The following is a 23,420-nucleotide window of genomic DNA, read 5'->3' as shown; positions in this document are numbered from 1 at the left end:
ATCTAAGAAAGCAGGCACACCATGCACACAATCAAAAAAATAGGCCAAACCTTCACCTACATCACATCAGTATCACTCACCGACCGCCCCATCCTAGGCATGGTCGAAGGCAATAACAAAACCTTAATGATCGATGCTGGTAACTTAGAAGATCATGCCAAATACTTTATCAAAGAAACCTTAAAACACGAGAACGCTTTGCCCGATCTCGTTGTCCTCACGCATTGGCATTGGGATCATATTTTTGGTCTGCCGGCGCTGCCTGATTCGGTTTCAATTGCTTCTGCAAAAACAAGAAAAGAAATGGAGAAGCTTGTTCCGTTTACTTGGTCAGATGAGGCGATTGATGACCGGGTGAGGGAAGGAACGGAGATTGAGTTTTGCGCGAAGGCGGTAAAAGAAGAGTATAAGAATCATCGAGATATTCAGGTGGTTTTACAGTCGGATAGAGATTGATCTTGGCGGGGTTACTTGTGTCGTGCAACATGTTGGAGGCGATCATGCTGCTGATTCCGTGATCGTGTATTTGAAAGAAGAGAAACTCCTTTTTCTTGGTGATTGCATTTATCCGAAAATGTATGCCGAAAAAGTACATTATACGGTGAAGGAAACGTTGCGTCTTTTAGATGAGTTAGATGCTTTTGATGCCGATACGTATATTCCTTCACACCAAAGACCGTGGACAAAAGAGGAGTTTCGTCAGGAAACAGATAAGCTTCGGATGATGGCGAAATTCACTGATCGATGTGGTGGAGATAAGCAGAAAATCACGAAAGAATATCAAAATTACGTGAACATAGAACTGAAAGAAGATGAATTAGAAACCATTGTTTACTTTGTAAATGGTTATTAAATAATTATGGTAAGGTAACTAAACTAAAAAAGTCTCATTTGAGCTATTTCACTCAAATGAGACTTATTAATTTCTACGGCAAACCTACAACATCCTCTGCATCACGAACTGTGACAGACATGTTTTTGGCATTGATAATAATGACACAATCCCAAGTCGGCTTAATTTGCAGTTCATCATTCTCATCAATACGGATAATTCCTTTAAATTCAACAGTCTGTTCTAGAAAGACCATTTTCTTTTCTGTATCGTCTTTGACGGGCTGTTAAATGTTCAGGATAGTGAGCTGTCCAATCATAAAAAGTGATTTTCTTCATAGTTCCTCCTTTTATTCACTGGTAACATTGTTATTACCAAATTACCATTTTTGAACGTACCGCTTGTTTTTTGGGCTGGCGTTTTTCCATGTTTGTCTTTAAACTTTTTTAAATCAACTTTACCCTCTGATTTTTTTAAACTCTTTGGGATTTTTTTAGCTGCAGCATCAGCATTTTTCTTACTGAAATAATAACTAATCTTATTATAGAGCTAAGAACCAGCTGCAACGGTAACTCCACCAATTACCGTTAAAGCAACTGGTCCTATCCCTGGAATGAGGTAAACACTACAGCAGCTGCAATTGCTGAAGTACGAATTTCACCTTTCTTAGAGTTATTTCCTATAAAAATAGTATCAATAGTGTCAGTATCGATTGAAGCACACTTCTGCGAATTTCACGAAATACTCAGCAACTTTTCGGCTGCGGAACCCGCCATACTCACTTACCAAATGAAGCGGCATCTCAAAGTGAGACAGCGTAATCACAGGCTCAATGCATGTAAAGGCATCACGGTGAACCGTACCAGAGGAAGAAGGAAAATAGAAAGTTTTAAGGGATCTCAAACAATACGTGTTGACATATCGTTATTTATCGATATAATGGGGTGTATGGAGCCAATAGAAGTTTTTAAAGCCTTATCCAATGAATCAAGACTGCAAATTTTACAATGGCTAAAGGAACCTGATCGTCATTTTACACCCCATGAAGGGATTGATATGAATGCTACAGGGGTATGTGTTAGTCAAATAACAGATAAATTGAAAATGACGCAATCAACAGCATCTCAATACCTTTCAATTTTACTTCGAGCTGGATTAATTACGACAGAGCGTATAGGTAAATACACGTATTATAAAAGAGATGAAAATGCCATAAAAAAAATTGCTGAGATTCTAGAAAAAAATATTTAATAAATGAACTGAATTCATACATCAGGATTCAGTTTCATTTATTAAATACAAATCGACTTATCGGAATATGTTTTTTTGTCCATACATATAAACAATTCTAGATATGTGAATGCATTATATATAAGGAGTGATCTACATTGTCAAACACTGTAAAGATTTACATTTTAGCTATTGTAAGTTTTTTAGTTGGTACATCAGAGTATATCATCTCTGGTATTTTGGATAATATTTCTGAATCATTAGGGATTACGATAGCTGCAGCTGGCCAGTTAATTACGATTTTTTCTCTTGTGTATGCCATCTTCACCCCAGTATTAATGGCTTTAACATCGGGAATGAATAAACGCAAGTTAATGTTATTTTCACTTAGCGTTTTTATTCTAGGTAATATTCTTGCATTCGTCCTTCCTGGGTATAAATTATTTATTGTTTCAAGAATTATTATGGCTCTTGGGGCGGGGATGGTCGTCGTTACTGCATTAACAATTGCTGAAAAAATCGCACCAAAAGGTAAGCAAGGTAACGCTATTGCTACAGTAGTAATGGGATTTACAGCATCATTGATAATTGGAGTCCCACTGGGCAGAATGACTAGTGATTTCTTCGGTTGGAAAGCTGTATTTGGAGGAATAGCCTTACTCGGATTATTAGCAATGGTGATAATTTCTCTTACGATTCCAAAAATCCAAGGGGATAAACCTGTACCTTTAATTCAACAACTCGCTCTTTTTAAAAAACCAAAAGTAGTGTTGGGATTAGCCATCACCTTTTTCTGGCTTGGTGGTTATTCAATTGCCTATACCTACCTATCCCCTTACCTTTTAAATATATCAGGTGTAAGCAACAAATTGCTGAGTGGAGTTCTCCTCGTATTCGGGATTGCTAGTCTAGTTGGGTCAAAGTTTGGTGGATTTAGTACCGATCGATGGGGTGTGAATTTTACTCTGATTAGCGGAATGACATTACATGTCATCATGCTAATATTGCTCTCACTAGTTACGCATTCTTATATTGGAGTATTGCTCATTTTAATATTATGGTCATTTGCTGCATGGTCTTCTGGCCCGACTCAACAATATCACCTAGCTACAATGGAGCCAGAGTCATCAGGTATACTATTAGGTCTCAATCAGTCAATGATGCAATTGGCGATGGCTGCAGGTGCAGCTATTGGAGGTATCTTTGTAGAGAGAGTTTCTCTATCTTCCATTACTTGGGCAGGGGCTTTGGGTGTTGCAATCGCGATCATTGTAACAATATTGGCTTCACGTGCTACTTCGAGTAATGAAATTCGATATACTTAAACAGTAGAACGATGGGAAAAAATGTGATTCAATTTAAAAAATAATGACAGAAAGTAGGAAGCACCTTTGCACTCAATTAAAAAAATAGGTCAGAGTTTTTGGTACATCACACCAGTATCACTCACCGACCGCCCCATCCTAGGCATGGTCGAAGGCAATAACAAAACCTTAATGATCGATGCCGGTAACTCAGAAGATCATGCCAAATACTTTATCAAAGAAACTTTAAAAAATGAGAACGCCACGCCGGATATGGTTGTCCTCACGCATTGGCATTGGGATCATATTTTTGGTCTGCCGGCGCTGCCTGATTCGGTTTCGATTGCTTCTGCAAAAACCAGAAAGGAAATGGAGAACCTTCTTCCGTTTTCGTGGTCAGATGATGCGATTGATGAGCGGGTGAGGGAAGGAACGGAGATTGAGTTCTGCGCGAAGGCCATCAAGGAGGAATATCAGGATCACCGAGATATTCAGGTGGTTTTACTGGATGTGACATTTGACCGTCGGATGGAGATCGATCTTGGCGGGGTCACTTGTGTCGTGCAGCATGTTGGGGGCGATCATGCGGCAGATTCAGTGATCGTGTATGTGAAAGAAGAGAAAATTCTTTTCCTAGGTGATTGTATTTACCCGAAAATGTATGCCGAAAAAGTCCATTATTCAATGAAGGAAACATTGCGTCTTTTAGATGAGTTAGATGCTTTTGATGCCGATACGTATATTCCTTCACACCAAAGACCGTGGACAAAAGAGGAGTTTCGTCAGGAAACAGATAAGCTTAGGATGATTGCGAAATACACTGATCTTTGTGGTGGAGATCAGCAGAAAATCACGATAGAATATCAAAATTACGTGAACAGAGAACTGAAAGAAGATGAATTAGAAACCATTGCTTACTTTGTAAATGGTTATTAAATAATTGCTGAAACTAAACAAAAAAGTCTCATTTGAGTGATTTCTCTCAAACGAGACTTTTTTATTTTCTATGGTAAACCTACAACATATTCTGCATCACAAACTGTGACAGACATTTTTCATAGTTCCTCCTTTTATTCACTGATAACATTACTATACTTATCTAGTGATGCTTTGCGTGAGGGAATACCTATTTTCCAAGCCATTCTTACTTCCCTTATTAGCTTTAGCAAAAGGTGTTGTAGCAGAAGAAAAAATTAGTATATGTGATTAAACATATGAATCTCAGTTCCTTTATTCGATTACACACCAAAAAAGTCCCCTCACTTAATTTCGAGGTGGCTTTTTTGGGTTAAACTTAGGCATTTAACCAAATGTAAATTGAAGATAACTTCTGATGTCATGTTCAGTTGGTAGATGATCGGAATAAGTCTTATATAATGATATTGAAGGGTGTGAAAAACATGATCAATATGAATTTGAAAAAAATGCGAAAAATACACAGGTTTACACAAGAAGAAGTGGCTGAGAAAATTGGTGTTTCAAGGCAAGCTGTTGCGAAATGGGAATCGGGAGAAACTGTGCCGGATATCAACAATTGTAAGGCTTTGGCTGAAATATATGGCGTTGCTTTGGATGATCTCGTGAATAATGTGGATGGTACAGAAGAGGTAGGGGTGAAACCAAAAGGAAAACACATATTTGGACTTGTAAAGGTTGGTGAACGCGGGCAAATTGTCATTCCTAAAAAAGCGAGGGAGATATTCAGCATCAGTCCTGGAGACAGCCTGTTGATGTTGGGCGATGAAGCTCAAGGAATCGCCATTGTAAAAAATGAGGCCTTCCTGCAGTTTGCTGACGATATATATAAGGCACAGGAAGATCAGGAGGATGAGGAATGATTGCTATTCAAACAAAAAATCTAACTAAGAAATTCGAAGAAAAGATTGCAGTCGATTCTCTTAATCTTTCAATTGAACAAGGCGAGCTTTTTACTTTACTTGGAGTGAATGGTGCAGGTAAAACGACAACGATCAAGATGTTGACCTGTCTTAGCATCCCTACTACCGGCGATGCAACGATCCTTGGTAACAGTATTGTTTCTAATCCCTACGCAGTAAAAGAACAGATTAATGTTTCACCACAGGAAACGGCAGTAGCTCCTAATTTATCCGTAAAAGAGAATCTTGAATTAATCGCTCAAATATACGGGTTCCACAAGAAAACGGTGGATATAAAAGTGGAGGAAATGCTTCATACGTTTAGTTTGACTGAGGTATCTAAAATGAAGGCTAAAACCTTATCTGGAGGAATGCAAAGAAGACTTAGTATTGCAATGGCACTCATTACAGACCCCAAAATCCTTTTTCTTGATGAACCTACTCTCGGTCTCGATGTCATCGCAAGGCGTGAGCTATGGAGTGCTATTGAGAAATTAAAGGGGAGCATGACCATCATTCTCACGACACATTATATGGAGGAAGCAGAAGCCCTTTCGGATCGAATAGGGACGATGGCGAAAGGAAAATTAAAGGCAGTTGGAACAGCAGCTGAATTGATGGAAATTACCAACACCAAATCACTTGAGGATGCCTTTATTTCGTTAGCTACCAATGAGGAGGTCACCAGATGAAGTCACTAGCCTTTGCTGCACGTAATCGTAAAGAGATTTTGAGAGATCCTTTAAACTTAGCATTTGGTATAGGCTTCCCGTTAGTTATCTTATTTTTGCTTCATGCTATTCAAGCGAATGTTCCAACTGATTTATTTGTCATTGATAAACTAATTCCTGGCATAGCCGTCTTCGGGCTTTCTTTTATCTCACTATTCTCTGGAATGTTAATAGCTAAAGATCGAAGTACATCATTTTTGATGCGATTGTTTACTACACCTCTTTCTGCCTCAGACTACATTGTAGGGTATATTGTCCCACTCATACCGATAGCAATTGTTCAAGTTATCATTAGCTTTATCGCAGCACTTTTCTTAGGATTACCTTTTAATTCCAATGTTTTGTTATCCATTCTTGTCCTTTTGCCAACATCTTTACTATTTATCGGCATAGGGCTCTTAGTGGGGAGTATATTTAACGACAAGCAGGTTGGTGGTATTTGTGGAGCGCTACTAACGAATATGAGCGCATGGTTAAGTGGTACATGGTTTGATTTGAATTTAGTTGGAGGCTGGTTCAAAGATATTGCGTACGCACTTCCATTTTCTCACGCAGTAGACGCTAGCAGAGCCGCACTTTCTGGAGACTATGCATCAATTTTACTGCATCTTTGGTGGGTGATTGGATATACAGGTGTTATTGTAGCTATCGCCATTTTTGCTTTTAAAAAGAAAATGAATGGGGAAAACGCTTAGTTTGATACAGTTTTTGGTGAAGAAATTTACAGTTGGGTTATCTGGGCCTTTTTCTGTATGATAAACTTTAATGAAGTTGTCATTTAGTAGAGGGAGGTACATATGAAACAGCTTTACATGAAGCAGAAAGTATTTAGTCTGAGCGGCAGGTTTACGGTAAAGGATCAGCAGGAGAACGATGTGTATGTGGTCGAGGGAAGCTTTATGAAGATGCCGAAGACGTTCACCATTCTGAATACAGAACGAGAAGAAATCGCCGTGATTACGAAGAAAATGTTTAGCTTTTTACCAAAGTTTTTAGTAGAAGTTGGTGGGCAAGAGGTATTGACGATCAAAAAAGAGTTTACGTTCTTTAAAGCAAAATACTCAATTGATGCTGCTGGTGTAGAAGTACAAGGCAACTGGTGGGATATGAATTTCCAAGTGCTGCAGAATGGCGAAGTGATCGGTCAGGTGAAGAAGGAATGGTTTACTTGGGGTGACAGCTATAAGGTTGATATTTTGAAAGAAGAGATGGAGCCTGTGATGATTGCACTGGTTGTTGCGATTGATTGTGTGAAGGCTGATGAGGCAGCGTCTAGGTCTTCGTCTTCGGCAACGACGAATTAAGATCATCATTTTTTAGAAATAGATGAATAACAATGGAGGGTTTAAAAAGTTGGACAACCTAACCCGCATATTAAGATTAAGAGACGCAGAAATATGGGAGTATGAATTTCTCGATAAAAAAGAAATCACCATTTATTTCTCCATTACAGATTTAAATAGAAAAGCAACGACTCACGATAATCCCCTAGCTACCCAAGAAGAACTGGATGAAAGAGATAATTACATTTCAATTGATGTCCATAGTAATCTCGATCTCAAAAAAACGTTTGAAGAAGAAACATTCGATGATTTTATCACCACGATCTCTTCTTTAGTAGAGCATATGCTCTATTTTCACAATGCTCATGTTTTTATTAAAACTCATGTTCATGACAAAATGGACTTAACTGATTTTCAGTTAGAGGAAGATGAAGATGTGCATGGTGATGAAAAAGAACAACTAGACACGCATAAACGGTCATTGATTCAGGAAAAATGTTTTCAGTTGGTAGAAAGCCATTTAAATCGAAAGATAAAAGATACATCGAGCAGTAGATTTTGCCAAGATTTAATGTGAGATTAACATATGAGATAAGCACACTGATCACATTCCAATACAAAATATTTCCAACAGTCGTCGAATCCGGCAGTTTTACAAAAGCCGAGGAGAAACTTGGGCTGACACAGTCTGGCGTAAGTCATAACATTGAGAAGCTCGTATCCGAATTAGGGATTGTATTGCTGCGGCGGAATCAAAACGCCTTCATTAACTGATGAGGTGAGCGGGTGATGCCTCATATTCGGCAAAACATTCATCATGCGACATTTCTTCATACGACAAAAAAGCCTCCTGATTGTCTCAGGAGGCTTTTTCCATCCATCACCCATAATAATTATTCGCCTGAATAAAAAATTGGGACTGCATGTAGTTATAAGTGATTTTCGAGAAGTCGAAGGGCTGTCCGTTTGTAAGGTGAAAGACCGTCTCGACGCGGAGAGCGGGATCGTTTTGTTTGAGGCCGAGGTGTTTTGCTTCGGTTTCGTTTAGTTTGCCTACTTGTAAGTACATATCGGAGAAGCCTACTTTGAGTCCAAGACCTTCACTGATGAATTTAAAAACAGAATCGGCGGCAATTTCTGTGTTGAGATAGGGAATGATAGTTTTTCGATAATAGGATTCTTCTAAACATAAGGTTTCTCCATTGATGTAACGAATACGTTTGAGGTAAAAAACATCCTCTTCTTGTTCAATGTTCAAATTAAGCGAAGCTTCCTCGGGCGGTTTGATGGTGTCTAGCATTAAAACTTCTGATGTCAGTTGAAATTCCTCTAAATCTTTTTTAAACCCTTGGTTGGATAAAAGGCTGATGTAGCCCTTGCGCCGGTGTCTTCTAACAAAGATGCCGCTGCCCCTCACTTGATAGATAATGCCTTTTCTTTCGAGTAAGTCTAATGATTTGATAATGGTACTTTTGCTCACAGCAAATTGGCTCATGAGTGTTTCCAGTACAGGGAGTTTGTCCCCTTGCTGCAGCTCATGGGTGACAATATATTTTTCAATATCGCTCGCAATTTGTTGATACTTTAACATAGCCATTCCTCTTTGTTTTCACGATTTATTGTCTTTGATTATAGCACATACCGATTTTTCTTTGATATGCTAATCAAAATTATATATGTATTGATATATTGTACCGGTATAATTATAATATACATATACTAGTAGTGATAATGGGGGGTTTTATATGTCAAAAGTGAGGGATTATCAAAAGCTTGCAGAAGACATCTTAGCGGCAGTTGGCGGAGAAGAAAATGTGGTGAGTGCCGCAAGATGTGCCACGCGGCTGCGATTGGTACTAAAACGTTCAAATCCAAAGGCCAAGGAAGCAGTAAATGCGATGCATGGCGTCATTACCGTGGTGGAAAACGGCGGTCAATTTCAGGTCGTCATCGGCCAGCATGTTGGGGAGGTATACGAGCATTTTTCAAGCCTTGTTCAACTCCAATCGTCGGATGATGACCAGTCTAATGAAAACAAGGGAACGGTACTGAACCGTGTCATTGCGACCATGTCCGCTGTGTTTGCGCCTTTTGTGTATATTTTGGCTGCAGCTGGTATTTTACAAGGTGCACTTATCCTCATTAATTTGTTATTTCCAAGCTTTTCGAAAACGGGAACATATGAAGTCTTTAGTTTCATTTCATGGGCACCGTTTACATTTTTGCCAATCTTTATTGCCATCACAGCAGCTAAGCATTTTAAAACGAATATGTATATCGCAGTAGCGTGTACAGCAGCGCTTGTCAGTCCAGCTTGGACAGAAATTGCTGGGCGTGTGGCTTCAGGTGAAGGCGTTACCTTTTTAGGCATTGCGTTATCTGAAACTGTTTATACGTCATCTGTTTTGCCTCCGCTGTTCTTGGTATGGATTCTTTCATATGTAGAGAGATTTTTAAATAAACGGATTCACGAGGTAGTAAAACCGTTATTTGTACCATTTATCTGTATGGTCGTTATGGTTCCGTTAACCATTCTATTAATTGGTCCTCTTTCAACAGCAGGTGCAAATGGGATTGCAAACGGATACAATATCTTAGCAGAAAATGTACCGGCTTTAGCAGGCGCCATTATCGGTGGATTCTGGCAAGTACTTGTCATATTCGGCGTTCACTGGGGCATTACGCCAATGGTGCTCGCCAACTTTGAACAATATGGACGTGACTCCTTCCAGGCATATCAAACCATCGCTGTTATCGCTCAGGTCGGCGCAGTGTTAGGAGTTATTTTAAAAGCAAGAAACCGCGAAACTCGGAAAGTCGGAGTCTCAGCCGGAATCACGGGACTCTTCGGAATTACGGAGCCTGCGATTTACGGTGTTACCTTACGTTTTAAAAAGCCGTTTATTTTCGGATGTATTTCTGGAGCAGCCGGTGCTATCGTTGCCAGCTTCTTCACACCTTATTACTTTGCGTATGCAGGTTTGCCTGGTCCGCTGACAATTGTGAACGGAATTAGTGCAGATTACCCAACATCGATCATCGGTATCTTAATTGGTGTCGCAATTGCGCTGATCTTACCAGTTGTGCTCATTCAAATGTTTGGTTATGGGGAAGATACAGTGGAGCAGACAGCCGGAACAACAACTGTCAAAGATCAAGATAAAGAAAAAAAGAATGCTTCGATGAACAATGAAGAAACAATCACTGCACCACTTGCAGGAAAAGTGCTCACATTATCTGAAGTACCGGATGCCGTATTTAGCTCCGGGGCGATGGGCAAAGGCTTTGCCATTGAACCGACAGACAATAAGCTGTATGCACCGTTTGACGGCAGTGTCGTCATGCTTGCACCAACAAAGCATGCCGTTGGACTTCGTTCAGAATTTGGTGTGGAGTTACTTGTTCACGTTGGAATTGATACGGTTTCTCTAGATGGCTCAGCATTTACACTCAAGATCAAAGAAGGTGACAAGGTGAAGAAGGGTGACTTGTTGATGACATTTGATCAAGAAGCCATCGAAAGCAAAGGATTAAAAACAGTCACACCGGTTATCATCACCAATACACAAGCGTACGAAGATGTGATCGTAGAAGAACTATCGACATGTCAGCCAACGGACGTCATGATAACAATTGTTAAATAGGAGGAATATATAATGACATTACCAAAAGATTTTCTATGGGGCGGAGCATTAGCTGCACATCAATTCGAAGGTGGATGGAATGAAGGAGGAAAAGGCCCAAGTGTTGTGGATGTAATGACAGCTGGTGCTCACGGAGTACCGAGACAAATTACTGAGACGATAGAAGACAACAAATTTTATCCGAACCATGAAGCGATCGATTTCTACCATCGTTACAAGGAAGATATCGCGATGTTTGCCGAAATGGGTTTGAAATGCCTGCGTACATCCATCGGCTGGAGCCGAATTTTCCCAAAGGGAGATGAAGCTGAACCGAATGAAGCTGGTTTACAATTCTATGATGATGTATTTGATGAACTGCTCAAGCATGGCATCGAGCCTGTGATTACACTGTCTCACTTTGAGATGCCGCTTCATTTGGCAAGAGAATACGGCGGGTTCCGAAGCCGAAAAGTCGCTGAGTATTTCGCGAAATTCGCAGAAGTGTGCTTCAATCGATACAAGGACAAAGTCACATACTGGATGACATTTAATGAAATCAATAACAAAATGGATGTCAACAACCCACTGTTCCTTTGGACAAATTCAGGGGTATCAGTCAAAGAAGGCGAAAATGCCAAAGAAATCATGTATCAAGCAGGACATCATGAATTACTTGCAAGTGCGTGGGCAGTAGCAAAAGGAAAAGAAATCAATCCTGCTTTTCAAATTGGAGCAATGGTTTCTCACGTACCAATCTATCCATATTCCTCAAATCCAGAGGATGTCATGCTTGCTGAAGAATATATGAGACAACGCTATTTCTTCCCAGATGTACAAGTTCGGGGCTACTATCCGAGCTATGCACTTAAAGAATTCGAACGCGAAGGCTACCATATTCCGTTTGAAGAAGGCGATGAAGAAAGCTTAAGAAAAGGGAAAGTAGATTATCTTGGCTTTAGCTACTACATGTCGACAACGGTTAAAAGTGATGCAGTGTCTGATAACAACGGAGATATTGTCAACGGAGCCCTGCCGCATGGTGTAGACAATCCTTATATCAAATCAAGCGACTGGGGCTGGTCCATTGACCCGACAGGCCTAAGATATACATTGAATCGTTTTTACGATCGCTATCAAATCCCGCTATTCATTGTAGAAAATGGATTTGGTGCCATAGATCAAGTGGAAGAAGACGGTTCTATTCACGATCCAGAACGTATTCAATATCTCGCTTCTCATATCGAAGCACTGAAAAAAGCCATTGAATACGACGGTGTTGACCTTATTGGCTACACACCTTGGGGCATCATTGATATCGTGTCATTCACAACAGGTGAAATGAAAAAACGCTACGGCATGATCTACGTTGACCGCGACAACGAAGGCAACGGCTCGATGAAGAGACTCAAAAAAGATTCTTTTACTTGGTACCAAAACGTCATTGCCACGAACGGTGAAGAAGTGTAACAAAGGAAAAGAGAAGCCCGGATGAGCGAAGTATGTGCTTGTTCGGGTTTTTCATCGTTTATGTTTTAATAGAGCCTGAATACAAAGAAAAAAGAGAGTAATGGCGACAAAATAGTTCATTGGATTGTGAAAGATCTTGATGTTCAAGGATATTTGAAGAAGAATCCAAAGGCCGAATATCACCATAACTGCAGGAATGATTCTTTTATACACATTGATTTTCCTTTCGGGAGTGGTTTGTTTTTAGTTAGCATTGTCTCATATCATTGCAGAGGTTGAAAAGAGATAAAGATATTAATAGGTTCTATTACACGATTTGGTATAATTGATCTATAAAAACGATAAATGGTAGATAAAGTATAGGAGTTGTTGAAATGAATCAAACACTGCAAATGGGAGCCAATACCGTACTAAGTTCTCCAAAGGGGCATGTATCCATCAGCTATGAAGTGTCATCTGCAATTGATATTTCTTTAACGGCGTTTCTTTTAACAGATTCAGATCAGGTTGAAGGAGATCATGGCATTATTTTTTACAATCAACCAGAGATTGCTTCGGGTGCAGCGTCACTTTTACCAGCAGAGGTATCAGGTCAGTTGAAAAGGCATCAATTGAATTTTGATATGAGCAAAGTGCCTGCTGGAATCACAAAGATGGCTATTACATTAACAGAAGATCAAGGAACGGGCTTTTCTCAAGTGAAGAATTGGAAGCAGAAATTCGAACAGGTGACGAGGTGTTTTATCTAACACCAGTAAACTTTACAAATGAAAAGGGCATTGTCGTAGTAGAGCTATATATAAGAAATGGTGACACGAAAGCACGCTCAATTTGGCGTGGTTTCGATTCTGGACTGGAAGGTCTATGCAAGCTTTATGGTGTGGAGGTTGAACCTGATGAACAGGATATTTCTACACATCAAATGGCTCCTGAAAAACAACCAATTAAAGACCCTGCTCAAACGAAGACAACTGCTAAAGAGAAAGTCGCTGCACCTATCAGTTTAGAGAAAGTTCAGGGTAAAATTAGTCTAGACAAAGGTCATAAACCGATCATAATCGAGAAAACGCCTGAGATCACAGCTACAGTATCCTGGGAGTCCGGCACCGATTATGATATTTATGCATTGGTCTACACAAATTCAGGAAAGCAAATAGATGTGGCTATGTTTGGTGCGAAAGGAATTCCTGCTCTCAAAAGTTACGGCAACGGAGCTGTTGAGCATATGGGAGATGTCGGTAGAGACCATGAATCAATGAAAACAGAAGTTATTAAACTACGGTTAAATGACGATATCCTTGCTGTCGTTCCGGTTGTTTATTCTGCCCAATCAAACGGAACAGGTTCCTTTTATAGATATAGAGTATCTATGAGTATAGATAATCACCAAGGAACGTCTGTGACGATTCATGCCAAACATGCCAATGACAATGATCGTATTTATTCTTGTGTGCCAGGTATACTTCAAAATACAAATGATGGTGTGATCATCCGCCCACTTGAGCTTTACAGCAAACCAAACTCTGAGCGCAGACCTAAATTAAAAATGAAGTCTTCTAATGAAATTGAGGTTTTGATGGATAAAGGACCTGTCAATGATTATAAATAATACGAATGTAAGGCTAGACAGAGCAAAGCGCATTGTCTAGCTTATTTTTTAGCCCGTTAAATAGTGAGTCTATTCCATTTTTTATGTCAATTAGCCTATTTTTCCGTTTTGGTGGACACGGTAAAATAGACTTTATGATCAATAATGGAGGGAGTGACTTCTTCTGGGCAAGATACTTGATACAAAAGCACTAACAAGTGCCACGGACACAAGGGCAAAACACTATCAGGAACTCCGTGAACAAATGGTAGATTTAAAAAAGTCACTTCAAGGCGTGGCGAATCTCGGTGATGATTTCACAGGAAAAGGTGCCGATAACATTAAAAGCTTCTACAAAGAGCTGGCTGGAAATGTGGACATGTTTATCAGCTTCATTGATAAGCAAAAAGCGTTCCATGAAGGTGTTTCTGGGACACTCGATGATACAAGCTTTGGCGGCGATACCTTTGTAGAAGAACACTTTTTAGACAACGCTGTACATATGGGCATCAAAAATGCCAAAAGCATTGTGAAGGATCAAAAAAAGGCGCTTAAAACGATTTTTCAAGACATCGACGACCTCATCTCTCTAGAAGTATTTGATAGTCAAAGCTTTGATGAAAAGATTGCAGATGCGGAAGACGAGCGAAAAAAGACAGTAAAAGACCTAAGAGAGCTTGATCAAAATTTAAAAGATGAATATGCTTTATCAGAAACGGAGCAGCAAGCTACAATGGCATTGTACGCAGAAATGATGAATGCGACAAATGACGGAAAAGCGATTTCACCTATGAATTTTGACAAGAAAGCGTATCAAAATAGCGAAATCTACAAGGCAAAAAGCGATATTGAGAAGCAAACTGCTGAATATCTCAAAATTAAAAAAGAACAAGAAGAAGCTAGAGAAATCGCAAAGGAACAAGAAGCACTCGCCAACCGCCCTTGGTATGAAAAAGCACTTGATTATGGTGGAAATATCGTGAATGAACTGACTGGTGTAAACGATGCAAAACGCGCCGCAACGGGCGTTGACCCGGTCACAGGAGAAGAACTTACCGCAGGACAGCGCGTCGCCGCAGGCGGCATGGCAGCAGCAGGTTATATCCCAATAGTCGGCTGGGCAGGCCGCATTTTCAAAGGCGGAAAGGCTGTCTATAAAACGACTCAAGCCACATCAGCCGCAGTCAAGGCAGTCGACGTCTACAAGACGTCACAAAAGTCCTTTGACGCCTTAAAAACATCACAAAAAGGTTTATATGGCATCACCGCCACTAACGGTTTCAGCGAAGCGATTACGGGGCGAGATATGTTTGGGAATAAGATCTCGAAAGAACAGCAGGAAGCGAGTATGAATGCGGCACTTGGAATGCTTTTGCCGTTTGGTAAAAAGAGTATCAATGGTAGTGTGGGGATTGGTGAACAAAAAGTTGCTGAGAAAGTAATAGCAGAAAGAACCAAGGGATTAGATTTAAGGAAGCACCCTATACAAAGAAAGCAGTTAAGCGCTAAGAAGATGAAAGAGCTGAAAGAAAAATTTGAGAATAGGACGATTACGAAATTAGAATATGAAAATTATAAATGGAATAAAAAGTTTGCTAAACATAGAAACACGGGTGTGAATGAGTTTTGGTATCAGGAACGTCAAAGGATATTGAATAAAGAGGATCCAACCAGGAACTGGGATAAGCAGCAATTAAATGATATTCTAAATGGTAAGAAGCCTAAAGTAGATGGAAAAACTGTGCAAGGGCACCATTCTTACAGTGCATCACAATATCCACATTTAGCGAACAAAGGTGAAATTATATATCCAGCTACACCAAATGAACATTTTAATGGTTGGCATGGAGGTAATTGGAAGAACAGTCTGCCTGGAGAAAGAATTAAATCTATTGACGATTTCTAATCTATGGAGGAGAAACTAAATGCCTAAAATGAAAATGCGAATAGAAAAAGATGATGAACAAATCAAATATATCACGATTCTAAGAAAACATACGGATAAAAGTATTTCTGAAATAAAAGAAGTAATGGATAAAAATGATTTTATTTTATCTTATAATCTATTAGATATTGATGAATTGAAAGAGATGAAAAACATTATAAGTTTACTAGAAAAAGCTGGAGCTAAAATGCATATTTATGAAGATAATCGAGAGGTTAGTGTCGAATTTTTAGATAATCTGATTGAATCTTATTTAGATACAGAAAGATATCTAGAAGAGGTTGATGAGCAAATAAATGAAGATTAAATTTTGAGGCTTTTGAAACAGATGACGAGCTGGACCGAAGTATAAATGATGCAATGCGTAAAATAGGAGGTGTTTGGTGTTAAAAGATCATCAGCCAGTTGTTCAAGATTTTTTCTCTTTTTTGAAGAATGATTTACTTGAGGTATTAGAGTGTTTATCTAATAGAGAACCATGGCAAGATCATGTAATAGGGTATGAACTTCCAGAGCATTCAGAGGATATTGAATTTAATACTGGGGTAATGATATTTATGAACATCTTATCATGAAATCATAATGGACACTCCAGATTTCTATAGTGCTTGGAAGAGATTTGTATGGAGTATGTTGCTGAAATTCCAGAACAGAAGACTCAAGTTTATTTACTTATGGAAAAGGTAAAGACTATTCTAAATTTGTAAAAAACTTTTACTAACTGAGTAAACCTGCTATGAGATTAAAGTTAATTTATCTAATTAGCTCCGAAAAGCACTTAGTTGTTTTATTAAGCAACAAGTGCTTTTTTGTTATAAACAAGAAATTGGAAGATGTACAGTATACCAACTATATAAAAAATAAGAAAACCAAGAAGGTGATCCCGTATGAGTGATAACCAAAAACCAAAAATCGAAACCTTAAAAAGAAAAAGCAGAAGAAAACACTTAATGAACGAATTAAGCTATATGACACTGCCAGAAAATCCATTTTTAGATATAGAAGAAAATCAATTATATTGTCAGAAGGTATTTACTTTCCTTCAATCGAGAGAAGATAAAATTCAAATACACGGAAACCACTATCGAGAGCATATTGAGAAGTCTACACACATGTTAAAGGAAATGGTCAGCCAGGTGAAAGTAACTCCTACACAAGGTAGATTAATATTTTTTCGAGAGCATGAAATTGAAGCGGTTTTATTGAACTTGAATGAAGTTTTTAGCCATTTAAACCAGCTTCTTGAGCAAACGAAATTTTTAAGTGGATACGGAGATTTTATTTTAGTCGCAGAGGATTTTTGTTTTGGTTTATGCATAGAGAGAACGGAATATTTTTATGAGCTAAGTATTTGGGGGCTAGAATAATTAACGATGAATAGAGTTGACACATCTTTTAGGGAGTGGAATTAGCCACTCTTTTTTTCTATCGATGGAGTCATACGCTTGATCGATGATTTTCTCTCAAATTTAAGCAATTCACTATCATTACCTTTCACATTCATATAAAATAAGAGAGTGAAAAATTGAAGAAATGCTTGATACATGAAGGGCATGTAAGCTGTGAGCTGCATGACATGATGAGATGTATGAACGTGAAGGCTGCAAAGCTGTTCTTCCTCACATATGAGATCTTGTAAGCGTTACCATTATTTGTCACTTCATTGCGATGGTGTTGAGGGGTGTGTCAGGATGAGAAATCCGTATGTGAGAACGGCTTCTAGTCTTTATATCAATTATTTTTTATTAGGTATGGTCAATATTATTTTGGCTTCAAATATGCCATTTTTAATCAAACAGTTAGATACCAATAGTGCGGGAATTAGTTATATGATTTCGGCGCTCGGCATTGGCAGGGTGCTCACGTATGGTCTATCGGGCGTGCTGTCAGATCGTTTTGGGCGAAAGCCGGTCATTTTGGTTTCGGGTGTGCTGATGGCGGCGTTTCTCATCGGAATCCCATTGTCTCCGAATTATCAAATTGCGTTTGCGTTTGCGATTTTGGCAGGGGTGGCGAATTCGGCGATGGATGCAGGAACGTATCCAGCGTTAATGGAGGCTTTTCCTCAAGACTCGGGATCTGCGAATGTGATGGTGAAGGCCTTTATGTCGATTGGGGCAACCATCCTTCCATTGGCGATTTTCTTTATAGTAGAGCACGATTTTTATTATGGGATTGCTTTTTTTGTTCCAGCACTCATCTATCTTGTGAATGTCTTAATGCTGTGGGCCTTACCATTTCCGAATCATCGCAAGGTGGAACAAGTCCAGGTGACGGAGCATGACGAACATCCGCGTTTCTCGTCTGAGCCTACGTTTTGGAGAGAAGGAATCGCCCTCATTGTGATCAGCTTTACGTCAAATGGGCTATATGCGTTGCCGCAAATTTGGCTTCCTACGTACGGTGAGGCCATATTGGGGATGACGTCTGGCAGTGCTGTGAAACTGCTCAGTTTCTATAGCATGGGCGGGCTGCTGTCCGTCTTATTGCTCGCATTTCTTTTGCGTCGTTTTGTCCGTCCTGTGACTGTGCTACTGATTTATCCAATCATTACTTTTGTTTCTATCTGTGTCTTATTGGTCGTGAAATCCCCAGTCATCGGAACCGTTAATGCCTTTGTATTGGGATTTTCAACAGCAGGAGTTTTTCAGCTGACGTTAACCGTGATGGCTGAATTTTTCTGGAAGAACAAAGGAACGATGACGGGAATTATATCCACAGCTGGCGGGGTGTCGGCGATCGTCATTCCGGTCGTCACAGGTTTAATTGAAAGTCACGCGACCATTTTACAAATCTTTATGTTTGATGCGGTGGTAGCAGCTGGCGCCATCATCGGCGCACTATATATCCTGAATCGATACCGAAAAATCATGGTCCGTGCATAAAAAAGAATGACCTCCGCATCAAGAGGGATTTCTCCATTAATTGATGAAATGTGGAATGAAGAAAAGGATAAAAACCGTTGGAAGATGAAGTTTATTTTGCCAGAACACAATGAAGCTCTTCGGCAACTTCATCTGAAGAAGCAAAAAATAGATCGGCCAACATTAAGCCCAGAACAGATTGAGGAATTTGAATATACAATTGCAGCTGCTATGAGCGAAGACTTATCCCTTAGTTTCGATCTGTACGACAATGGGTTTGTTCGTGAGATCACAGGGAAAGTCGGGTATGTGGATCATCTAAGAAAAGAATTCAGGGTTAAGGATGATCGTGGCGATACCAATTTCATTCGATTTATGGATATATTAAATGTCAAAACACCCTAACATTAGTTAGGGTGTTTTTATGTGCTTGTACATCATTCATGAGCAGGAGCAATTTTGGCTACTGGCGCACCACAAAACAGCATGAATATGGCTGGATTTTGCGGTATACCGAAAATTTACATATAGAGAGCATCCGTTCGATTTTAGAATAGTTAGACATGTTATATTGTATATAAATGGTTTTATAGGAATTTGAAGGGGGAGTAAATATGGGTGCTTCTATCACTTATGACGAAGTGGCGATCAAACTGAATGAATGGTATTCAGCCATTAAAAAAGATCAAATAACTGATGCAGAATTTTTAAAAGCAGATGTTCAACGACTCTTTGACAGTATGGAAGAAAATCAAACCGTTTTATTATATTTTAGTCTGCTGGATTTTCGACATGACTTAATGCTAAGTTACCTCAAACCTAAGTTATCTAGCCGAGAGTTAGATGAATATATGGTTCAGATCAATGAGCAGAAACATAAAATTGATCAATCACTTCATGAAGACAAAGATCAAATTGAAAAGATGTTAGATTTTTATTTTTGGTTTTTTAAAGGAATGCACGAATTTAGGAAAAAGCAATTTGACGAGGCGATCAGTTCTTATAAATCTGCTGAAAAAGTTCTCCTGGATATTGAAGACCCTACTGAAAAGGCCGAATTTTACTACAAATTATCAGAAGTGTACTACCACATAGATCAGTATCAAATTTCTGTCATGTATGCACATAAAGCATTGAGTCTATTTACAGAGCAACCATTAATGCAAGAAAAAATAGCCTGGTGTTATTCAGTCATCGCTGGAAATTATCTGTCTAAACTACAATACGCTGATGCACTTACTTACTTTGAAAAATCCCATTCTTTTGCACAGCAGACGAAAAACGAATACCTTATATCCTCTACGATCTTTAACTTAGGCAAGTGTTATTTCCACTTAGAAAAATATACAGATTCCCTGTCCCACTTTGATACTTCTTGTGAACTTTTTGAAAAGAATGAAACATCACATGTTCCAAAAGCCTATTTTAACAAGCTATACACCCTCTTGAAATTAGGACAAGTTGTTCCAGCAGCCGAAACATATGAGAAAGGAGTATCGGCAGCCCAACAACTGAATGACAAAATTTATGAAGAAGAAATGAAATTTTTATATTGCCTTTATTTTCAATCTAAGACACCAAATGCGATCACAGAGTTAAAACGTTGTCTTGACAATATACAAAGCAAAAATCTTTACGAAGATGTGTACCAACTAGCTTTTGAAGCTGCGCGATACTATAATAAAAGTAGGCAGTTGGAAATTGCTGTCGTTTTTTATGAAAGAGCACTTGAAGCAAAGTCGTTAATTCAAGGAGGGGAATTGTTAAATGTTGAAGAGTAAAATTTTTGTTCCCATCATGCTTGTAACTGTAGCATTAGCGTTACCAATTTTTCATTCTGCTGCTGTCTCACATGAAGTGGCTGACAAAGTGATTACATCGAGTGTAGGGAAAGAAGCTGGAAATACAATATAAGATCAAAGAAACGGTTCTGTGACATCCATTGTCATAGAACCGTTTTTTTAACTAACTGCTTTTGTAAACAACTTAAATCAGTGGTACGATATTGAAAAACATATAATTATTCATTAGGGTTCTTCTTTCAAGGGGGCAAGACAAATGTCTTTCTGGCTACTGACAACCATCCTATCAGTTATTATACTAGGTGTTTCTTTAATCTTTAAAAAAAAGAAGTCATCTTTCCAGTATGGATTTCCATCAGTTTTAATGCTGGTAAGTATCATCTTATTGCTCATAAGCTTTTTTGTGGGAGGATGGGAAGGTTTAGGGTTAGGAGCGATCAGCGTTTCTTTGTTAGTTTCATCAGTTATCACTTTAATTATTACAAGCATTTTGAGTTATTTTAGTGGTATGAAACAAAAATAAAGCTTATGTTTGTGGACATAAGCTTGTTGATTATGCTTTTTTATAGCGAATATACATGTCTCGAATAATTTTTGTAATTACAGAGGTGCACATGCATAAAAAAGTCACCACCCCTACCCAATACATATTTGACATGTCAAACCCAGTATAGGCAAATATAAAAATGGTTGAAGTTATAAATGTGATAGTTAAAACCACATGAACCTTCTTAAAGATTAAATATCCAATAAACCCCCAAGCCAAATACAACAATGGCAATGTGAATAACACAAGCCTCATGGGTTCAAGATAATGTAAGTTGATTTACTCCACACTCCTCGTCAGTTATTTTACAACTTCCAAGCTTGTCATTTCCCAATCTCTATCAGATTTTAGAGATATCTCTTTAGAGTCTTTGCTTTCAATATTATATTCAATAATTCTGCCAATAACTCCATCCTTATCTCTATCAAACATTCTTACCAATGCATAAATCTTGCCGTCTAAAATCTTGACCTCTTCTAAACGTTCGTCATCTGCTTTAAAATTAAGTGGAATTTTTTCAGAAGATATCTCTTTGAGGTCTTTGTTGAATGTCTTGACTTCTCCTTCATAGGAAACTATCGTGACTCTATCCTTGTCTACATTGATCTTGTAGATAATGAATCCTTTATCCATTACTATTTCTCTCTTCTTATCGAGATTTTTTTTGTCGAGTACAACCAACATCGATTCTTTCTTACTGTCAACGCCATCGTTTACGGCAAGAATTAATTCTTCATTGTTTAATGACTTCAAAGATTCATTATTGTCAGGAAAGAAGACTGAGTCGACGTCTAACTTTTTTCGTTTTTCTTTATGAGTTTTAGGGTCTATTGAAGACACTGTGACACTTTCATCATTACTGAGAATGGCATAGATTTTTTTGTCTTCAAATATAGCTGTTGTTAATTCTCCGTCTAATTCAACTTGATTTTTATCGTTGTCATCTTCATTCCAATATACTAATTCTCCTACTAAGCCATCCTCTGTAAAGCCAACGTTAATGTCGTGTATAACATACCCATTAGAGTAGTTAATAAAGAATGCACCCTCGTCATCTGTAGACTTTGAAAGTGATTTTGTATTCAAAGGCTCTACCTTCCCAGTCTTCTTATTTAGAGATACATGATAATTAGACCTATTAGATGAAAAGTACATATTATTATCGCTCTGAGTAGATGAGGTAAATCCCACACAGTCTTTCATTGTAATACTCGACAATTTCTTTCCTTCGTTGTTATAGTTGACCACCTCGCATCCTCTATCCATTACCTGCGAATAAATGATAGCAAATTTACTGTCTTTCATATTGCTCAATTCTCTCTTAGGTGAGTCAACAGCAGCCTCCTCTTTCTTTGAGCATGCTGCACATATTAATGCAATGGCACAAGCTGAAACAAGTAGTTTTAAGTATTTCATTCAATCATCTCCTTTCAATTTTAAACAAGTAAAGCAATCGAGGGAGTCCCCCGACTGCTTATTGACTTACTTTTTATGATAAAAGACCTTCGTGTTGTTAGAGTTGACTAATTCCATTGGCGACACAACCGAATCAATTTTTATATTGTCAATGTCGTGCCCTTGGTTCTTCCAAGCTCTCCAGGCCAATTGAGAACAATAGAATTTTTTTGTAGTTTTCTTGTCAAAGAAATTCATGTTGTATGGCTTCTTTTGGTCAGCTTGTTTTTCAGCATACTTAGCCGCATTTACATATTTGGTATTATTAGACTTCTTCACCCATAGCCCGTAAACCTTCTTTCTAGAACCCCAATTATTATTATATCTTCTGACTCCATGTTGTTTAATAGGACTCCAACTTTTATGCCAAGCCTCTACGGTCTTAGCTGCTTTTCTTGAGACAATTGCGGCGTGTCCGAAGCCAATTGCGGAGCTACCTGAATTCAAGTCATAGCCCACTAATACATCGCCCTTAGTGCCTAAATTCTTGGCGTTTACGCTTATCTTATCTTTCTCTTCGTTGTACTTAGGTAAATACTCGTCAATCACGCCTTCTTTAATATATTGATCGATATCTTTCTGCGACTCTTCGAATATAGCTTCTGCTTTTTCTTCTGTAGATACAGAGTTATACTCCTTTTTGCTCATCTCGTAAAGCTCATTAATCTGTTCAGAGGTCATACCCTCTGCTTTCATTTCTTCTATTTCTTCTTTGGCTCTTTCATTGTTCATAGAAGGGTATACATCTGTCGCTTGTGCATTTCCTTCCAATCCAAACCCAGTGAATAATACAGATGCTGACAACAAGGATGTGACAATAACGTTTCGTTTTTTCATATTATTACCTCCAATTCCTTTTTTAGCGTGGT

General features: G+C 38.7%; 25 protein-coding genes and 3 pseudogenes. 22 read left to right on the top strand and 6 right to left on the bottom strand.

What is annotated here, in order from left to right:
* The first annotated feature begins 21 nt into the window (after positions 1-21).
* Positions 22-853: pseudogene (locus MKZ03_RS18510) on the top strand (MBL fold metallo-hydrolase).
* A gap of 73 nt (positions 854-926) precedes the next feature.
* On the opposite strand, the gene MKZ03_RS18505 reads toward MKZ03_RS18510, so the two are convergent.
* Positions 927-1,088: a hypothetical protein gene (locus MKZ03_RS18505; protein ID WP_307500588.1), complete on the bottom strand. Its 162-nt coding sequence runs from the start codon at positions 1,086-1,088 to the stop codon at positions 927-929.
* Positions 1,089-1,537: 449 nt separating this feature from the next.
* Positions 1,538-1,666: pseudogene (locus tag MKZ03_RS18500) on the bottom strand (family 1 glycosylhydrolase); the annotation flags it as partial.
* 114 nt (positions 1,667-1,780) lie between these two features.
* Between MKZ03_RS18500 and MKZ03_RS18495 the strand changes: the two are divergent.
* The 9 genes from MKZ03_RS18495 (at position 1,781) to MKZ03_RS18455 (ending at position 8,031) form a co-directional block, all read left to right on the top strand.
* Positions 1,781-2,083, top strand: a complete 303-nt coding sequence (locus tag MKZ03_RS18495; protein ID WP_341032582.1) for an ArsR/SmtB family transcription factor — start codon at positions 1,781-1,783, stop codon at positions 2,081-2,083.
* A gap of 137 nt (positions 2,084-2,220) precedes the next feature.
* Positions 2,221-3,387, top strand: a complete 1,167-nt coding sequence (locus MKZ03_RS18490) for an MFS transporter (RefSeq protein WP_341032581.1) — start codon at positions 2,221-2,223, stop codon at positions 3,385-3,387.
* Between the two features lie 66 nt (positions 3,388-3,453).
* The gene (locus MKZ03_RS18485) at positions 3,454-4,302 is read left to right on the top strand and encodes an MBL fold metallo-hydrolase (RefSeq protein WP_341032580.1); all 849 of its coding nucleotides are present in this window, start codon (positions 3,454-3,456) and stop codon (positions 4,300-4,302) included.
* 464 nt (positions 4,303-4,766) lie between these two features.
* Entirely contained in the window at positions 4,767-5,204 is a 438-nt protein-coding gene (locus MKZ03_RS18480; RefSeq protein ID WP_334750638.1) for a helix-turn-helix transcriptional regulator, read from the top strand.
* On the top strand, positions 5,201-5,935 hold the full coding sequence (locus MKZ03_RS18475; protein WP_341032578.1) for an ABC transporter ATP-binding protein: 735 nt from the start codon (positions 5,201-5,203) through the stop codon (positions 5,933-5,935). The genes MKZ03_RS18480 and MKZ03_RS18475 overlap by 4 nt, the downstream gene beginning before the upstream one ends.
* Positions 5,932-6,669, top strand: coding sequence for an ABC transporter permease (locus MKZ03_RS18470; protein WP_334750636.1), 738 nt, complete (start codon positions 5,932-5,934; stop codon positions 6,667-6,669). The genes MKZ03_RS18475 and MKZ03_RS18470 overlap by 4 nt, the downstream gene beginning before the upstream one ends.
* Positions 6,670-6,771: 102 nt before the next feature.
* Positions 6,772-7,278, top strand: a complete 507-nt coding sequence (locus tag MKZ03_RS18465; RefSeq protein WP_034660571.1) for an LURP-one-related/scramblase family protein — start codon at positions 6,772-6,774, stop codon at positions 7,276-7,278.
* 49 nt (positions 7,279-7,327) lie between these two features.
* Positions 7,328-7,834, top strand: coding sequence for a hypothetical protein (locus MKZ03_RS18460; protein WP_341032577.1), 507 nt, complete (start codon positions 7,328-7,330; stop codon positions 7,832-7,834).
* Positions 7,831-8,031, top strand: a complete 201-nt coding sequence (locus MKZ03_RS18455) for a helix-turn-helix domain-containing protein (RefSeq protein WP_341032638.1) — start codon at positions 7,831-7,833, stop codon at positions 8,029-8,031. Before MKZ03_RS18460 ends, MKZ03_RS18455 begins: the two co-directional genes overlap by 4 nt.
* Positions 8,032-8,137: 106 nt before the next feature.
* On the opposite strand, the gene MKZ03_RS18450 is transcribed toward MKZ03_RS18455, so the two are convergent.
* Complete coding sequence (locus MKZ03_RS18450; RefSeq protein ID WP_341032576.1) at positions 8,138-8,848, bottom strand: GntR family transcriptional regulator; 711 nt, start codon at positions 8,846-8,848, stop codon at positions 8,138-8,140.
* Between the two features lie 154 nt (positions 8,849-9,002).
* On the opposite strand from MKZ03_RS18450, the gene MKZ03_RS18445 reads away from it, so the two are divergent.
* Positions 9,003-10,901 (top strand): beta-glucoside-specific PTS transporter subunit IIABC, encoded by a 1,899-nt coding sequence (locus tag MKZ03_RS18445; RefSeq protein WP_341032575.1) that lies wholly within the window; start codon positions 9,003-9,005, stop codon positions 10,899-10,901.
* A gap of 9 nt (positions 10,902-10,910) precedes the next feature.
* Positions 10,911-12,350, top strand: a complete 1,440-nt coding sequence (gene bglA, locus MKZ03_RS18440) for a 6-phospho-beta-glucosidase BglA (RefSeq protein ID WP_106038878.1) — start codon at positions 10,911-10,913, stop codon at positions 12,348-12,350.
* A gap of 51 nt (positions 12,351-12,401) precedes the next feature.
* Here bglA and MKZ03_RS18435 read toward each other — a convergent pair whose 3' ends face one another.
* Positions 12,402-12,563 (bottom strand): hypothetical protein, encoded by a 162-nt coding sequence (locus MKZ03_RS18435; protein WP_223256601.1) that lies wholly within the window; start codon positions 12,561-12,563, stop codon positions 12,402-12,404.
* 161 nt (positions 12,564-12,724) lie between these two features.
* Here MKZ03_RS18435 and MKZ03_RS18430 point away from each other — a divergent pair.
* The 10 genes and pseudogenes from MKZ03_RS18430 (at position 12,725) to MKZ03_RS18385 (ending at position 21,072) form a co-directional block, all read left to right on the top strand.
* Positions 12,725-13,959 (top strand): annotated as a pseudogene (locus MKZ03_RS18430) (TerD family protein).
* A 163-nt stretch (positions 13,960-14,122) separates the two neighbouring features.
* The gene (locus MKZ03_RS18425) at positions 14,123-15,844 is read left to right on the top strand and encodes a T7SS effector LXG polymorphic toxin (RefSeq protein WP_341032637.1); all 1,722 of its coding nucleotides are present in this window, start codon (positions 14,123-14,125) and stop codon (positions 15,842-15,844) included.
* Between the two features lie 19 nt (positions 15,845-15,863).
* Positions 15,864-16,190 carry a hypothetical protein gene (locus tag MKZ03_RS18420; RefSeq protein WP_106030721.1) on the top strand — a complete coding sequence of 109 codons (327 nt, stop codon included), beginning with the start codon at positions 15,864-15,866 and terminating at the stop codon, positions 16,188-16,190.
* Between the two features lie 76 nt (positions 16,191-16,266).
* The gene (locus MKZ03_RS18415) at positions 16,267-16,458 is read left to right on the top strand and encodes a hypothetical protein (protein WP_288160923.1); all 192 of its coding nucleotides are present in this window, start codon (positions 16,267-16,269) and stop codon (positions 16,456-16,458) included.
* Between the two features lie 312 nt (positions 16,459-16,770).
* Entirely contained in the window at positions 16,771-17,250 is a 480-nt protein-coding gene (locus MKZ03_RS18410) for a YxiF family protein (protein WP_341032573.1), read from the top strand.
* Between the two features lie 324 nt (positions 17,251-17,574).
* Positions 17,575-18,768 carry an MFS transporter gene (locus MKZ03_RS18405; protein WP_341032572.1) on the top strand — a complete coding sequence of 398 codons (1,194 nt, stop codon included), beginning with the start codon at positions 17,575-17,577 and terminating at the stop codon, positions 18,766-18,768.
* Positions 18,769-18,864: 96 nt separating this feature from the next.
* On the top strand, positions 18,865-19,152 hold the full coding sequence (locus MKZ03_RS18400) for a YolD-like family protein (RefSeq protein WP_341032571.1): 288 nt from the start codon (positions 18,865-18,867) through the stop codon (positions 19,150-19,152).
* Between the two features lie 209 nt (positions 19,153-19,361).
* Entirely contained in the window at positions 19,362-20,528 is a 1,167-nt protein-coding gene (locus MKZ03_RS18395) for a Rap family tetratricopeptide repeat protein (RefSeq protein WP_341032570.1), read from the top strand.
* Complete coding sequence (locus MKZ03_RS18390; RefSeq protein WP_186300447.1) at positions 20,515-20,661, top strand: hypothetical protein; 147 nt, start codon at positions 20,515-20,517, stop codon at positions 20,659-20,661. The genes MKZ03_RS18395 and MKZ03_RS18390 overlap by 14 nt, the downstream gene beginning before the upstream one ends.
* A gap of 144 nt (positions 20,662-20,805) precedes the next feature.
* Complete coding sequence (locus tag MKZ03_RS18385; RefSeq protein WP_341032569.1) at positions 20,806-21,072, top strand: YesK family protein; 267 nt, start codon at positions 20,806-20,808, stop codon at positions 21,070-21,072.
* Between the two features lie 324 nt (positions 21,073-21,396).
* Here MKZ03_RS18385 and MKZ03_RS18375 read toward each other — a convergent pair whose 3' ends face one another.
* Both MKZ03_RS18375 and MKZ03_RS18370 read right to left on the bottom strand, forming a co-directional pair.
* Entirely contained in the window at positions 21,397-22,512 is a 1,116-nt protein-coding gene (locus MKZ03_RS18375; protein WP_341032567.1) for a hypothetical protein, read from the bottom strand.
* 66 nt (positions 22,513-22,578) lie between these two features.
* On the bottom strand, positions 22,579-23,388 hold the full coding sequence (locus MKZ03_RS18370) for a septation ring formation regulator EzrA (protein ID WP_341032566.1): 810 nt from the start codon (positions 23,386-23,388) through the stop codon (positions 22,579-22,581).
* Between the last annotated feature and the right edge of the window lie 32 nt (positions 23,389-23,420).

It is taken from the genome of Bacillus sp. FSL R5-0431 (assembly GCF_038002985.1).
Taxonomy (GTDB): domain Bacteria; phylum Bacillota; class Bacilli; order Bacillales; family Bacillaceae; genus Bacillus.
The sequence above is the reverse complement of the archived record's forward strand: the minus strand, read 5'-3'. Positions and strand labels throughout refer to the sequence as shown.

What these genes read in the sequence shown, in the direction of transcription:
- MKZ03_RS18390 (WP_186300447.1), top strand. Translation starts at nt 20,515, where the DNA reads ATGTTGAAGAGTAAAATTTTTGTTCCCATCATGCTTGTAACTGTAGCA.
- MKZ03_RS18405 (WP_341032572.1), top strand. Translation starts at nt 17,575, where the DNA reads ATGAGAAATCCGTATGTGAGAACGGCTTCTAGTCTTTATATCAATTAT.
- MKZ03_RS18410 (WP_341032573.1), top strand. Translation starts at nt 16,771, where the DNA reads ATGAGTGATAACCAAAAACCAAAAATCGAAACCTTAAAAAGAAAAAGC.
- MKZ03_RS18480 (WP_334750638.1), top strand. Translation starts at nt 4,767, where the DNA reads ATGATCAATATGAATTTGAAAAAAATGCGAAAAATACACAGGTTTACA.
- MKZ03_RS18370 (WP_341032566.1), bottom strand. Translation starts at nt 23,388, where the DNA reads ATGAAAAAACGAAACGTTATTGTCACATCCTTGTTGTCAGCATCTGTA.
- MKZ03_RS18470 (WP_334750636.1), top strand. Translation starts at nt 5,932, where the DNA reads ATGAAGTCACTAGCCTTTGCTGCACGTAATCGTAAAGAGATTTTGAGA.
- MKZ03_RS18505 (WP_307500588.1), bottom strand. Translation starts at nt 1,088, where the DNA reads ATGGTCTTTCTAGAACAGACTGTTGAATTTAAAGGAATTATCCGTATT.
- MKZ03_RS18395 (WP_341032570.1), top strand. Translation starts at nt 19,362, where the DNA reads ATGGGTGCTTCTATCACTTATGACGAAGTGGCGATCAAACTGAATGAA.
- MKZ03_RS18465 (WP_034660571.1), top strand. Translation starts at nt 6,772, where the DNA reads ATGAAACAGCTTTACATGAAGCAGAAAGTATTTAGTCTGAGCGGCAGG.
- MKZ03_RS18385 (WP_341032569.1), top strand. Translation starts at nt 20,806, where the DNA reads ATGTCTTTCTGGCTACTGACAACCATCCTATCAGTTATTATACTAGGT.
- MKZ03_RS18445 (WP_341032575.1), top strand. Translation starts at nt 9,003, where the DNA reads ATGTCAAAAGTGAGGGATTATCAAAAGCTTGCAGAAGACATCTTAGCG.
- MKZ03_RS18375 (WP_341032567.1), bottom strand. Translation starts at nt 22,512, where the DNA reads ATGAAATACTTAAAACTACTTGTTTCAGCTTGTGCCATTGCATTAATA.
- MKZ03_RS18475 (WP_341032578.1), top strand. Translation starts at nt 5,201, where the DNA reads ATGATTGCTATTCAAACAAAAAATCTAACTAAGAAATTCGAAGAAAAG.
- MKZ03_RS18420 (WP_106030721.1), top strand. Translation starts at nt 15,864, where the DNA reads ATGCCTAAAATGAAAATGCGAATAGAAAAAGATGATGAACAAATCAAA.
- MKZ03_RS18450 (WP_341032576.1), bottom strand. Translation starts at nt 8,848, where the DNA reads ATGTTAAAGTATCAACAAATTGCGAGCGATATTGAAAAATATATTGTC.
- MKZ03_RS18495 (WP_341032582.1), top strand. Translation starts at nt 1,781, where the DNA reads ATGGAGCCAATAGAAGTTTTTAAAGCCTTATCCAATGAATCAAGACTG.